This window comes from Seonamhaeicola sp. ML3, from assembly GCF_023273855.1.
In the GTDB taxonomy this organism is placed as follows: domain Bacteria; phylum Bacteroidota; class Bacteroidia; order Flavobacteriales; family Flavobacteriaceae; genus Seonamhaeicola.
This window is the reverse complement of record NZ_CP096884.1, coordinates 3,148,021-3,161,748: the sequence shown is the minus strand read 5'-3', so window position 1 is coordinate 3,161,748 and position 13,728 is coordinate 3,148,021. Positions and strand designations below refer to the sequence as shown.

The 13,728-nt window shown below is 35.5% G+C and carries 8 protein-coding genes and 2 tRNA genes; 6 read left to right on the top strand and 4 right to left on the bottom strand.

All coding sequences use genetic code 11. The features are described from left to right. Positions 1-5: 5 nt before the first annotated feature. Positions 6-569 carry an RNA polymerase sigma factor gene (locus tag M0214_RS13685; protein WP_248723123.1) on the bottom strand — a complete coding sequence of 188 codons (564 nt, stop codon included), beginning with the start codon at positions 567-569 and terminating at the stop codon, positions 6-8. Positions 570-686: 117 nt separating this feature from the next. Next, positions 687-3,233, bottom strand: coding sequence for an ATP-dependent Clp protease ATP-binding subunit (locus M0214_RS13680; protein WP_248723122.1), 2,547 nt, complete (start codon positions 3,231-3,233; stop codon positions 687-689). A 260-nt stretch (positions 3,234-3,493) separates the two neighbouring features. Here M0214_RS13680 and gyrA point away from each other — a divergent pair, with 260 nt between their 5' ends. After that, complete coding sequence (gyrA, locus tag M0214_RS13675; RefSeq protein ID WP_248723121.1) at positions 3,494-6,073, top strand: DNA gyrase subunit A; 2,580 nt, start codon at positions 3,494-3,496, stop codon at positions 6,071-6,073. Between the two features lie 16 nt (positions 6,074-6,089). Further along, positions 6,090-7,343: a tetratricopeptide repeat protein gene (locus M0214_RS13670; RefSeq protein WP_248723120.1), complete on the top strand. Its 1,254-nt coding sequence runs from the start codon at positions 6,090-6,092 to the stop codon at positions 7,341-7,343. Positions 7,344-7,407: 64 nt separating this feature from the next. Here M0214_RS13670 and M0214_RS13665 read toward each other — a convergent pair whose 3' ends face one another. Both M0214_RS13665 and M0214_RS13660 read right to left on the bottom strand, forming a co-directional pair. After that, positions 7,408-8,157 carry a C40 family peptidase gene (locus M0214_RS13665; RefSeq protein WP_248723119.1) on the bottom strand — a complete coding sequence of 250 codons (750 nt, stop codon included), beginning with the start codon at positions 8,155-8,157 and terminating at the stop codon, positions 7,408-7,410. A gap of 9 nt (positions 8,158-8,166) precedes the next feature. After that, on the bottom strand, positions 8,167-9,345 hold the full coding sequence (locus M0214_RS13660; RefSeq protein ID WP_248723118.1) for an acetyl-CoA C-acyltransferase: 1,179 nt from the start codon (positions 9,343-9,345) through the stop codon (positions 8,167-8,169). Positions 9,346-9,488: 143 nt separating this feature from the next. On the opposite strand from M0214_RS13660, the gene M0214_RS13655 reads away from it, so the two are divergent. The 4 genes from M0214_RS13655 (at position 9,489) to M0214_RS13640 (ending at position 13,701) form a co-directional block, all read left to right on the top strand. Continuing rightward, positions 9,489-11,537 (top strand): HD family phosphohydrolase, encoded by a 2,049-nt coding sequence (locus tag M0214_RS13655; protein ID WP_248723117.1) that lies wholly within the window; start codon positions 9,489-9,491, stop codon positions 11,535-11,537. A gap of 130 nt (positions 11,538-11,667) precedes the next feature. Further along, positions 11,668-11,751 (top strand) — tRNA-Ser (locus M0214_RS13650). A gap of 8 nt (positions 11,752-11,759) precedes the next feature. Beyond that, positions 11,760-11,834, top strand: a tRNA-Pro gene (locus M0214_RS13645). 502 nt (positions 11,835-12,336) lie between these two features. Then, positions 12,337-13,701, top strand: a complete 1,365-nt coding sequence (locus tag M0214_RS13640; protein WP_248723116.1) for a T9SS type A sorting domain-containing protein — start codon at positions 12,337-12,339, stop codon at positions 13,699-13,701. Positions 13,702-13,728: the final 27 nt, after the last annotated feature.

The window sequence follows — 13,728 nt, the reverse complement described above, 5'->3', positions numbered from 1 at the left end:
CTATTTTAGGCCTGTGCAGACTCCAATAATTTTTTTCTAAGGCTATCTTTAGCTCTTGATATGGTTGTTCGACAATTAGCTTGTGAAATGTTTAATATGTCCCCAATTTCTTCATAGTCATAACCTTCAATAAGATTAAGGGTTAATGTGATTCTGTAATTATCTTTTAAGGTCTCAAGGGTTTCCAGTACTTGTTTAGCCCTTAAACTTGTAAACTCCTGACTGCTTTCAAATCCGTTACTATAATTATCAATTTTATAAAGCATATCATCAATAGGAACTTCATTGGTTTTTAACCGTTTCTTATAATGGTATATACTATTGTTAACGACTATTTTTTTTAACCAAGCTCCAAATATCGATAAATCCTTAAGCGTGTTTAATTTTGTAAAAGCTGTTAAAAATGAATCTTGCATGATATCTTCTGCCTCATAATTGTTTTTTACAATTCTTAACGCGGTATTGTACATAGCTTTGTAGTAGAGGTTGTAAACTTCCAATTGCGCGGATTGGTTCCCCGAAATACATTGAGCTATGAGATCTTCAATATTAAGATTGGTTGGCGTCAAAAAAAAACAGTGTTTATATTATAGATTGATGTAAATTCAAATTGTTACAGTTCTGTCAAAAAAAAAGTCCTACGCTTAAAAAAAGGTAGGACTATTTTATACTTAATTGGGTTTAAACTAAGATTCAGTAGGCTTTTCAGATTTTTCTACTGTGATTTTAAGTTCATCGGCATCTTTGTCTAAATCAATTTTAATGCTATCGCCATCTTGAATGTTAGAAGCTACAATCTCTTCAGCTAAAGCATCTTCAACATATTTTTGGATGGCTCTCTTTAACGGTCGAGCACCGTATTGTTTATCAAAACCTTTCTCGGCAATGTAGTCTTTGGCAGCGCTGGTTAATTTTAAAATATAACCAAGCCCTTTGATACGTGCTAATAGCTTTTCTAATTCAATATCGATAATTTTATCTATATCTTCTTTTTCAAGAGCGTTGAAAACAACCACATCATCAATTCTATTCAAGAATTCTGGAGCGAACGATTTCTTTAAAGCATTTTCAATAACGCTTCTGGCATTTGCATCTTCCTGAGCTTTTTGTGCAGCAGTTCCAAATCCAACACCAGTTCCAAAATCTTTTAGTTTTCTCGCTCCAATATTAGAAGTCATTATAATAATGGTGTTTCTAAAATCTATTTTTCTGCCCAAACTATCCGTTAAATAACCGTCGTCTAGTACTTGAAGTAGCATATTAAATACATCTGGGTGTGCTTTTTCGATTTCATCTAAAAGAATAACAGCATAAGGTTTACGTCTTACTTTTTCTGTTAATTGTCCGCCTTCTTCATAGCCCACGTAACCTGGAGGTGCACCAATTAATCTTGAAATAGCAAACTTTTCCATGTACTCACTCATATCGATTCTAACCAAGGAGTCTTCACTATCAAATAACTCTCTTGATAGTACCTTAGCCAACTGGGTTTTACCAACACCAGTTTGTCCTAAGAAAATAAAAGAACCAATAGGTTTGTTGGGGTCTTTTAACCCAGCACGATTACGTTGAATAGCCTTAACTACTTTAGAAACAGCTTCATCTTGACCAATTACCTTTCCTTTGATAAGGTTAGGTAACTGCGATAGTTTTGTGATTTCTGTCTGCGCAATTTTGTTAACTGGAATACCTGTCATCATAGAAATAACATCAGCAACATTGTCTTCGGTTACTATTTCGCGATGTTGTTTCGTATCCTCTTCCCATTTTTCCTGTGCTATAGCCAGTTCTTTTTCAAGACGTTTTTCGTCATCTCTTAGCTTGGCGGCTTCTTCATACTTTTGTTTTCTTACAACAGCATTTTTGGTTTCCTTAATTTCCTCAAGTTGTTTTTCTAACTCGATAATTTGTTTAGGCACATCTATATTGGTGATATGAACACGCGAACCAGCTTCATCTAAAGCATCTATTGCTTTGTCTGGTAAGAAACGTTCAGTCATATATCTATTTGTTAATTTCACACAGGCCTCAATGGCTTCTGGTGTGTAATCTACATTGTGATGTTCTTCGTATTTTCCTTTTATGTTGTTGAGGATTTCAATGGTTTCTTCAACGCTTGTAGGTTCTACAATAACTTTTTGGAAGCGACGTTCTAGAGCACCATCTTTTTCGATATACTGTCTGTATTCATCAAGCGTGGTGGCTCCAATGCATTGAATTTCTCCACGAGCCAATGCTGGTTTAAACATGTTAGAGGCATCTAGGCTTCCTGTTGCGCCTCCTGCGCCAACTATGGTATGGATTTCATCTATGAACAATATAACGTCATCATTCTTCTCAAGCTCGTTCATAACCGCTTTCATACGCTCTTCGAATTGTCCACGGTATTTAGTGCCTGCCACTAAACTAGCGAGGTCTAGAGTAACCACCCGTTTGTTGAATAGAATTCTAGACACTTTTCTTTTTACAATTCTAAGTGCCAAGCCTTCAGCGATAGCAGACTTCCCAACACCGGGCTCTCCAATTAAAAGCGGGTTGTTTTTCTTTCTTCTACTTAAAATCTGAGAAACACGCTGTATTTCTTTTTCTCTACCCACCACAGGGTCTAACTTACCTTCTTCAGCCAAAACCGTTAAATCACGTCCAAAATTATCCAGAACGGGGGTTTTCGACTTTTTATTAGACTTGCCGGCAGGAGGGTTGAAAATATCTTTAGAAGATTCATCTTCTGGGTTTGGAGTATCATCAGAAAAAGATTCTGATGTTGGTTCTATGTATTCGTTATCGTTTGTAATCATAAGTTTGAATTGTTCTTTAACATTATCATAGTCAACTTTTAGCTTATTTAAAAGCTTGGTAGTGGGGTCGTTTTCATTCCTTAATATGCACAGCAGTAGATGCGCTGTGTTAATAGAAGTACTTTGAAATAATTTGGCCTCTAGGAACGTGGTTTTCAAAGCACGTTCTGCCTGTCTTGTAAGGTGTAAATTCTTTTTTTGGTTAGAGGCTATGGCTATGTTTGGGTTGGCGGGGCTTAATATTTCAACTTTACGTCTTAAATGGTTTAAATCTATATCTAAGGCGTTTAATATATTAATAGCTTTCCCGTTTCCATCACGCAATAGTCCAAGCATTAGGTGCTCAGTGCCAATAAAATCATGACCTAATCGCAATGCTTCCTCTTTGCTATAGGCAATTACATCTTTTACTCTTGGTGAAAAATTATCATCCATAATAAACCGCTTTCTGCATTAAAAATACTAATAATAGTTAACTAAGGGCAAAAACTATACCTTAATTTCTCAGTTAGTCGCTAATTGACGAAAAAAACTTCACAAAATCAAAATATCAATACACTTACTTATTAACTAAAAAAGGGTTCGGAATTGTTAATAAATAGTCTTAAAAAACTAACATTAATCAGTTATAGACACTAGTGAAATAATTATATTAGCATGTTTTGAAAAACTCTTAAAATTAAATAGATTTATTTATGGCAGAAGGAGAAAAATTGATTCCTATTAACATTGAAGATGAAATGAAATCAGCCTACATCGATTATTCGATGTCGGTCATTGTGTCACGTGCTTTACCCGATGTAAGAGACGGGTTGAAACCGGTTCATAGACGTGTGCTCTATGGTATGCACGAACTGGGTGTAAGAGCAAATTCGGCACATAAAAAATCTGCAAGAATAGTAGGTGAGGTTTTAGGTAAATATCATCCACATGGAGATACGTCGGTTTATGATACTATGGTACGTATGGCTCAGGAATGGAGTCTACGTTATTTATTGGTTGACGGACAAGGGAACTTTGGGTCTATCGACGGTGATAGCCCTGCAGCGATGCGTTACACCGAGGCACGTATGCAGAAAATTTCTGAAGACATGTTGGCAGATATAGAAAAGGAGACGGTTGATCATAAATTAAATTTTGATGATACCTTACAGGAACCAACAGTTTTACCTACAAGAATTCCTAATCTACTTGTTAACGGTGCATCAGGTATTGCCGTAGGTATGGCAACAAACATGCCCCCACATAATCTTACCGAGGTTGTTAACGGTACTATTGCTTACATAGACAATAATGACATTGAAATAGATGAGCTGATACAGTACATTAAGGCTCCTGATTTCCCAACAGGAGGAACCATATATGGCTACGATGGTGTTAAGGAAGCTTTCCATACTGGTAGAGGTCGCATTGTAATGCGTGCCAAAGCAAATATCGAAGAAGTTAATGGAAGAGAGTGTATCATAGTCGATGAGATTCCTTATCAAGTTAATAAGGCAGATATGATTAAGAAAACTGCCGACTTGATCAATGATAAAAAATTAGATGGTATTTCAACGATAAGGGATGAGTCCGATAGAAAAGGAATGCGTATTGTTTATGTTTTAAAGCGAGATGCGATTCCTAATATTGTTTTAAATAAATTATTTAAATATACTGCGCTACAGTCCTCATTTAGTGTAAATAACATTGCATTAGTTAATGGTAGGCCGCAACTTTTAAACTTAAAGGATTTAATTCATTATTTCGTCGAGCACAGGCATGAAGTTGTTGTTAGAAGAACCAAGTATGAACTCAGAAAAGCAGAGGAAAGAGCGCATATACTCGAAGGTTTAATAATCGCTTCAGATAATATTGATGAAGTTATTGCACTTATAAGAGCATCTTCAAATGCAGATGAGGCGAGAGAGAAATTAATGGAACGCTTTAAGCTTACAGAAATTCAAGCTAAAGCAATAGTTGAGATGAGGTTACGCCAACTCACTGGACTAGAGCAAGATAAGCTTCGTACAGAATACGACGAATTACTAAAAACTATCGAAGATTTAAAGGATATTCTTGATAAGAAAGATCGAAGAATGAATATCATAAAAGAAGAGTTGGAAGTTGTTAGAGATAAGTTTGGTGATGAGCGTCGCTCTACAATAGAATACGCTGGTGGAGATTTGAGTATCGAAGATATGATTCCTAATGAAAAAGTGGTTATCACAATTTCACATGCAGGTTACATTAAGCGTACTTCTTTAACAGAGTATAAAACCCAAAACAGAGGAGGCGTTGGGCAAAAAGCCTCTACCACTCGAAATGAGGATTTCTTAGAACACTTATTTGTTGGCACAAATCATCAATATATGTTGTTCTTTACTCAAAAAGGTAAGTGTTTCTGGATGCGTGTTTATGAAATTCCTGAAGGAAGTAAAACCTCCAAAGGGCGCGCCATACAAAATCTTATAAATATTGAACAAGATGATAAGGTAAAAGCGTTCATCTGTACACAGGATTTAAAGGATACAGACTATATCAATAGCCATTACGTGATTATGGCTACCAAGAACGGTCAGGTTAAAAAGACGTCTTTAGAGCAGTATTCTCGTCCAAGGACGAATGGTATTAATGCTATAACAATAAAAGATGGCGATGAGCTTTTAGAAGCAAAATTAACCACTGGTGATAGCGAAGTAATGCTGGCACTTAAGTCTGGAAAGGCCATTCGTTTTGAGGAAGCAAAAACCAGACCTATGGGGCGTGGTGCATCAGGTGTTAGGGGTATAACCTTGGCGGGGCCTAAAGATGAGGTAATAGGTATGGTTACTGTAGAAAACCCTCAGGAACAAACGGTACTTGTAGTATCTGAAAATGGTTATGGAAAACGAACCTACATTGATGACCCAGAAGATGGAGAGGCAGTATACAGAATTACGAACAGAGGCGGGAAAGGTGTAAAAACGATTTCTGTCACAGAAAAGACGGGAAGCTTAGTTGCTATTAAAACGGTAACGGATAATGATGATTTAATGATTATCAATAAATCTGGTATTGCCATTAGGTTAGAGATGGCCAATCTTAGAACCATGGGAAGAGCAACTCAAGGTGTGAAGTTGATAAATTTAAAAAATTCAGACTCAATAGCGGCAGTTGCAAAAGTAATGCATGATGAAGATGATGTAGACAATGCTGAAGGCGCAGAAGCTATCGAAAGTGCCGATAATAAAGGAGGTTCTGAAGATGGCACAACTCTTGATAATAATCTAAATAACGATAACACTGATAATTAATTTAATAGAATTTAAAATGAAGAAACAAATTTTTATAGCTTTAACATTTGCAATTTGCAGTTTTTCTTTTGCTCAAAAAAAAGAGTTAAAAGCTGCAGAAAAAGCTATTAAAGGAGCCAATTTTTCCGAAGCAAAGACCGCATTAACACAAGCCGAAGCTTTTATGGATGCAATGGATGATAAGTCTAAAGAGAAATATCATTATTTGAAAGCTCAAGCGTTTTATTCTGGAGGAAAGGGTAAGCTAAAAGATTATAAAGTAGCCCTTGCGAGTTTAAAAAAGGTAAAAAGCACTTATAAAGAAGAAAAAAAGAAATTAAAACAGGAAATCTCAAATAGTCTTTTAACAGAGGGTAATAAAGCCTATGAAGCTAAAGATTATTCCAAAGCTTCGAAGTACTTTGAAAATGCTTACAATGTTACTAAAAAAGATACACTATTCCTTTATTACGCAGCAGCAACTGCTGTTAGCGTTCAAGAATATGACCGTGCATTGGGTATTTATGAGCAACTTAAAGCCTTAGGTTTTACCGGTAAAGCTACTCAGTATTATGCTGTTAACAATGAAACGGGACAAGAAGACCTTTTTACCAATAAACAAATGCGTGATCTTTCTGTAAAGACAAAAACACATAAAGATCCCTCAGAAAAACTTTCAGAATCCAAAAAACCTGAGATTGTTAAGAATATAGCGCTTATTTATGTTAGCCAAGGTGATAATGAAAAGGCTATTGAGGCTATGAAGGATGCCAGGGCAGAAAGTCCAGATGATGTAAATTTATTGTTGTCTGAGGCTAATGTTCATTTTAAAATGGGTAACACCGAAAAGTTTAAGGCCCTTTTGGAAGAGGCAACCGCTATGGCTCCAGATAATGCTGAGTTACAGTACAATCTTGGTGTTATTGCTGCCGATTCTGATGAAAAGGAAAAGGCCAAGCAATACTACGAAAGAGCTATAGAGATAAAGCCTGATTACATCAATGCTTATATTAATTTATCTGCATTAATTCTTTCTAAAGAGGGTGCAATTATCGAAGAAATGAATGGTCTTGGTACTTCGGCTGCTGATGATAAGCGTTACGAAGAGTTAAGAGAACAAAGACAGGGTATTTATAGAGACGCTATTCCTTATCTATCAAAAGCACTAGAAATTGATGCTAAGAGTTTGAATGCTGCTAAAACACTCATGAATATATACAGTATTTTGGGTGAGACCGATAAATACAAAGCAATGAAAGCTAAAGTTGAAGAGTTAGAGTCGGCTAACTAAACTTTCATAACATACTTAATAAAAAAAAGGTTGATAGAATTTCTATCAACCTTTTTTATAAGGTTTATATAACCTTTTTGATGACTCTTAACTTATGGGTGTGTATCTTCTTATCGACATTATATATTCCTGAATGATCTAACCTATCTATTCTTACCTCGCCATGAGCATGTATGATATAGTTGTCTTTCATAATTAAGCCGACATGGGTTATTATACCCTCGCTATTATCGAAAAATGCAAGATCACCAGGTTCACTTTCCTCTATGAAGCTTAAGGCCTCGCCTTGTGTGGCTTGTTGAGATGCATCTCTTAGTAGTTTATATCCATTGAGTTTGTAGACCATTTGTGTAAAACCAGAACAATCTATCCCGAATGGGGTTTTACCTCCCCACAAATAAGGTGTTCCTAAATACAAGAAAGCTGTTTTTATTATGTTTTTTTTATCTGTTTTTCCGTCAATAATATTGCCATCATAAGAGTGTTTTAATATAGATAATGCATTTAGGGATGAACCTAATAATATTGGGTGTAATTGACCCCTGGAATTTTGGACAAACTCTACCAAATCGTTAGAGAGCCTAGGGGTGTCTTTATCAAGTGCTTTATATTGATCTTGGGAAATCTCCTGATACTGTTTATTGTCAATCCAACCTTCATATTTATCGAAAGCCAATCTAACTTTACTCCAATTTTTACGTTGTTCTAAAACTTTAAAATGGTCACCATAAAGTACTTGGGTAACGAGTTCGCTAGTATTGGCAGGTTCGCCCCTAAGGGGCACTATACTTAAACTACAAATTCCGTACTGCATTTAATCGATTTAAATTCTTTCTAAAACAATTGCAGAAGCTCCTCCGCCACCATTGCAAATGGCTGCTGCTCCAATCTTGGCGTCACGCTGTTTTAGTATGCTTAATAGCGTAACGATGATTCTAGTTCCTGAACACCCAAGTGGGTGGCCTAAAGACACTGCACCTCCGTTTACATTTACTTTAGAGTCATTTAAACCTAGAATCTTCATATTTGCTAGTCCAACAACCGAAAAAGCTTCGTTTAACTCGAAAAAATCCACATCTTCTAAATTGATCTGTGCTTTACTTAAGGCTAGTGGTAATGCTTTAGCAGGAGCTGTGGTAAACCATTCTGGTTGTTGCGCAGCATCGGCATAACTTTTTATAATGGCTAGAGGTTTTATTCCTAGTTCGTTAGCTTTTTCTTTACTCATTAAAACTACTGCTGCAGCACCATCATTAATCGTTGATGCATTTGCAGCTGTAACGGTACCGTCTTTAGTAAAAGCAGGTCTTAATTGGGGAATTTTGTCGATGTTAACACTTTTGAATTCTTCATCTTCATTAACTATTAAGGGTTCTCCCCGTCGTTGAGGTACCTCTACTGGGACTACTTCATTTTCAAATTTGCCTTCTTTCCATGCCTTAGATGAACGCTTATATGATTGTATGGCGAAAGTATCTTGATCCTCTCTGGAAAAATTATACTCCGAAGCACAAGAATCGGCACAAACTCCCATAAGGTTTCCATCATAAGAATCGATTAAACCATCTTTTTGTATGCCATCTATTATGCTGGTAGGACCAAATTTTGTTCCCATTCTTGTAGAAATGTAGTGTGGGGTCAAGCTCATGTTTTCCATACCACCAGCAACTACAATATTGTTATCTCCAAGTGCAATACTTTGAGCTGCCAATATTACTGCTTTCATTCCAGAGGCACAGACCTTATTTACGGTAGTACAGGGTACGCTATCAGGAATCCCGGCATGAATAGCCGCTTGTCTTGCTGGGGCTTGCCCTGTGCCAGCTTGTAGCACGTTGCCCATTAAAACTTCCTCTACCATTTCTCCTTTTAGGTTTATCTTTTCCAAGGCCCCTTTTATGGCAATGGCACCTAATTGAGGAGCAGGAACTTTTGATAAGGCACCCAGAAAGCTGCCAATTGGCGTTCTCACAGCAGATACAATGACTACTTCTCTATTCATTAATTACTTGTTAGATATACTGAAAACGAAAATAATCAATTTTGACAGATTTAAAGATGTTTCATTAAAGATAAAAAACTAAAAACCTAAGAATTCATTACATTTGAATACCTTAACGCATTGCTTTAATAAATTCTATACGATTGAAAGATTTTATAAATAGACTATACAAAAACCACTCGCTTATTTACAAGGCGTTTTTATTTATAGCGACAACTTTTTTAATCGTTTATTTTTTTCCAAAGAGTGGAAAATTTAAGTATGACTTTGAAAAGGGTAAGCCCTGGCAATCTGAAGATTTACAGGCACCATTCGATTTTGCCATAAAAAAAACTGATCTGGAAATTGAAGCAGAAAAGCAGGCTATAGAAGAAAGCTCAGTGCTTTATTTTACCCTTGATAATAGTATTGCTGACAAAATTAAACTCAGATATGAAGAGCTGTTCGCTTCGGTATATCAAGACTCTCTTGAGTTAGATCTTATAAAAAACCTTAAAAACACTGGGGCAGATATAATAAATCAACTTTACGTTTTCGGTATCCTTAATGAGAATTACGATTTTCCTACAAATAGACCAATTGCAATACTGGATGGCAATGTTAAGACTAAGGATGCATTTTATTCAAACTTGATAAAGCTAAGCGACGTATCTTCAATTTTAGAAAAAGAGCTAAAAAAGGCCAACTTATTGGACTACAAGAAAGGCTTAACCTCGGTGTTTTTCGATTTAATTGAACCTAATTTAACGTTTAATAAGTCCTTTACTGAAAAAGTTGCCAAGGAAGAATTAGATAAAGTTTCGCTTGCACGCGGGAGCGTTGTTAAGGGGACCCTCATAATATCCAAAGGAGAAGTAGTAGAGGGGGATAAGTTTCAGAAGTTAAAATCCCTGCAATCTGAATATGAGTCTCAAGTTTGGAATGAGTCAAACTACAACTTGGTGCTGTTTGCTTATTCGCTACTGGTATCGTTGGCCATGTTAATGTTACTTCTTTTTTTAAGGAAATATAGAACAGAAGTTTATGAAAACAATACCAAGGTTACCTTTATATTCTTTAATATACTTTTATTAATTTTCATTACCACTTTCGTTGTTAACTACAATCCAAAATTCATTTATGTAGTCCCTATATGTGTGCTGCCATTAGTTTTAAAAGCTTTTTTCGATGCTAGATTGGGTTTGTTTACACATGTACTTACGGTACTACTTTTAGGTTTTGTAGTGCCAAATAGTTACGAGTATATGTTCCTACAAATTATTGCAGGTATCGTAACGATTTTAACAGTATCTGAACTTTATAAGCGTGCCAATCTTTTTATCTCTGTTGGACAGATTACACTAGTATACATAATTGCCTATTTTGCATTCTTTGTTATTCACGAGGGTAGTATCGAAACACTTAAATGGGAAATCTTTATTTGGTTTATTCTCTGTGGTCTAGCTACACTTTTTGTACAACCATTAATTTATGCTTACGAGAAGCTGTTTGGCTTGGTTTCCGATGTGTCTCTTTTGGAGCTATCAGATACGAATTCTAAATTACTTAAACAGTTGTCCAATGTAGCTCCGGGAACTTTTCATCACTCATTAAATGTGGCTAATCTGGCAGAGGCATCTGCTAATGAAGTTGGTGCTAATGCTATGTTGGTTAGGGTAGGTGCGCTCTATCATGATATAGGTAAAATGAAGAACCCAACGTATTTTACCGAAAATCAATCTACAGGTATCAATCCGCATGATGAATTATCTTCAAGGGAAAGTGCCAAGATAATAGTCGATCATGTTATAAATGGTATTGAAATCGCTAGAAAGAATAATTTACCAGATAGAGTCATCGATTTTATTAGAACACATCATGGAACTAGTGTTGTTTATTATTTCTATATGCAGGAAAAGAAGGAAAACGACGCAGTAGATAAGTTGCATTACAGTTACCCTGGTCCAAAACCATTTAGTAAGGAAACCGCCATTTTAATGATGTGCGATAGTGTGGAAGCAGCTTCAAAAAGCCTAAAGGAACCTACGTCCACGAAAATAGATTTGTTTGTAGAAAATATTATAAGCAAGCAGATTGAAGAGGGACAATTTTTAAACGCAGATATAACTTTCAAGGAAATTCAGGCTATAAAAAAAGTGTTAAAACAAAAGCTGGCAAACATATACCATTTGCGAGTAGAATATCCAGAATAATTTTTAAAAAAATTAAAAAAAATAGTTGCGTTCTTTCATAGTATGAATTACATTTGCACCCGCTTGAACAACTAAGGTTTTTGGTTGCTAAGCGTTGCATTAAGTTGCAAAAGGTTCTTAAAGAAAATAAGGAGAGGTGCCAGAGTGGTAATGGAGCAGATTGCTAATCTGTCAGCGCGCAAGTGCTGCCCGGGTTCGAATCCCGGTCTCTCCGCATTTTTTCGGGGTGTAGCGTAGCCCGGTTATCGCGCCGCGTTTGGGACGCGGAGGTCGCAGGTTCGAATCCTGCCACCCCGACAACAAAAAACAAAAAAGCTCGACATTTTATGTCGGGCTTTTTTTTATGATTATATTAAAAAATGGAATCTAATAGTAGTCTAGTCGCTAAATAGTTTTCATTATTATACTCGCCCAAGCTTCTTAAATAAAAAATCGCATAATGAGGTTAATAACAATCTTATTATTTTTTTAATGATTTTTTTGTGATTAAATTCCAATCTTTACTGTTTCTGATTTTATAAATTTTGTATCTCTACACCTTTTATCGTTTGTGTTTTGATACTACTAACAACTACATCTTAGTTTTTTTTTAAATAACTATCTCCTAAACTTTTTTGTTCTTTTTATTATGTTGAACCTAAATAAGGAAATACTTAAAGTACAAATGCTTTAGCATAACAATCAGTTTTTAAAATATTTGGTTATTCAACAAATATTTGTATTTTTGGAAAACCAAACTGGTTAACCAATTTAGTTTACCAGTTTGGAAAACCAAAAACACTAACTAAATTAAGCCATTATGAAAACAAAATTACTTTTATTACTGATGTTAATTATGGGAATTCTAGGATTTTCGCAAACCTATGACCATTCAACTTATTTCATTAGCGAAATTATTCCTAGTCCACCGAATAACTCAGGTTTATTTAATGATTATACGGATACTCCTTTAGTAGCAGATTTTGAATATGCTGTTGATGATTGTATCGAATATTTTGAATTTAGAGGAACACCAAATGCTACAATAGATAATGATGTATATTTTATTGTTATTGATGGCGATGGCGATGATAGCGACGTTGGAAGTAATATAGGTAAAGTTAGAGACGCTGTAAATCTAAGTGGATTGCAATTTGGAAGTAATGGGATTTTGTCAATTGTTGCAAATATGACTTTTGATACTGGGTCTTTAGATTCGGATGGTTCTACCGATATTAGTGGAGTAACCATTACTAACCCTTATGACACAGCCTTAGCTTCCTCTAATGCTACTGTTGTTACAATAGCTTTAACTGGAATACCGGCTTGGGTAGATGAAGGAAGCGGACATTTTGAATTAGATAAATTTAATAGTGTATCTAAAAGTCCAGATATTGGTTATGATGGTAGTATAAATGATCAAAGTTCTACATACATGATTGTGAAATCAACTGCTGGAAATCCTAAAGATGAGATAGTAGACTCAAATGAAGATGGTGTTCTGGATGGCGCAGCATTGTCATGGACAATTTATGACTCTGTAAGTCTTCTAGATGATGATGATATCTCAACAGGAAGTGGTGAAGTAGGGGAATTTGCGTATGGTAAAGTTATTTTTGTAGAAATATTAGATGGTTCAGAAAGTCCAACAGTGCTTCATTATGACAGCTCCTTATCGCCTTCGATTGTTACTCTTAATCAATATCCTATGTGGATAGCTAGACAAGGAACTTCAACGGGTTTTGCCTGTAGTGCCGACGGTATTGATACCAATGATGATTGGATGGCGGGTCGTTTAAATTCACGTTCTTATCCTGATTACAAATTTAGCGGCACAGGAACTAGGAACATTCCCAGTGCTCAATTAACAAACAATAATCTTAGTGATTTCGGTGGATTGACTTATGGAGAAGTTAATGTTAGTTTTAGTGCGCTTTCAACAGAAGATAATATTGCGTCTAAATTAAGAGTCTATCCTAATCCTGTTAAAGGCATTTTGAACATAGATTTAAATAACATCGAGGTATCTTCTCTAAAGATTTATGATTTCCTTGGGAAAGAAGTTTTGTCTCAAAGAGGATTAACAAATAATAAAATAAATATCTCTCATTTAAGCTCAGGAATGTACTTATTAAATATTGCCACAGAAGATGGTAGTTTTAATAGAAAAATTTTAGTTGAATAGTTTAGTTGATTTTTTAATAGGCAGAAA

Bases quoted from the DNA above. Each gene is read 5' to 3' on its own strand.
- M0214_RS13680 (WP_248723122.1), bottom strand. From the start codon at position 3,233: ATGGATGATAATTTTTCACCAAGAGTAAAAGATGTAATTGCCTATAGC.
- gyrA (WP_248723121.1), top strand. From the start codon at position 3,494: ATGGCAGAAGGAGAAAAATTGATTCCTATTAACATTGAAGATGAAATG.
- M0214_RS13670 (WP_248723120.1), top strand. From the start codon at position 6,090: ATGAAGAAACAAATTTTTATAGCTTTAACATTTGCAATTTGCAGTTTT.
- M0214_RS13665 (WP_248723119.1), bottom strand. From the start codon at position 8,157: ATGCAGTACGGAATTTGTAGTTTAAGTATAGTGCCCCTTAGGGGCGAA.
- M0214_RS13660 (WP_248723118.1), bottom strand. From the start codon at position 9,345: ATGAATAGAGAAGTAGTCATTGTATCTGCTGTGAGAACGCCAATTGGC.
- M0214_RS13640 (WP_248723116.1), top strand. From the start codon at position 12,337: ATGAAAACAAAATTACTTTTATTACTGATGTTAATTATGGGAATTCTA.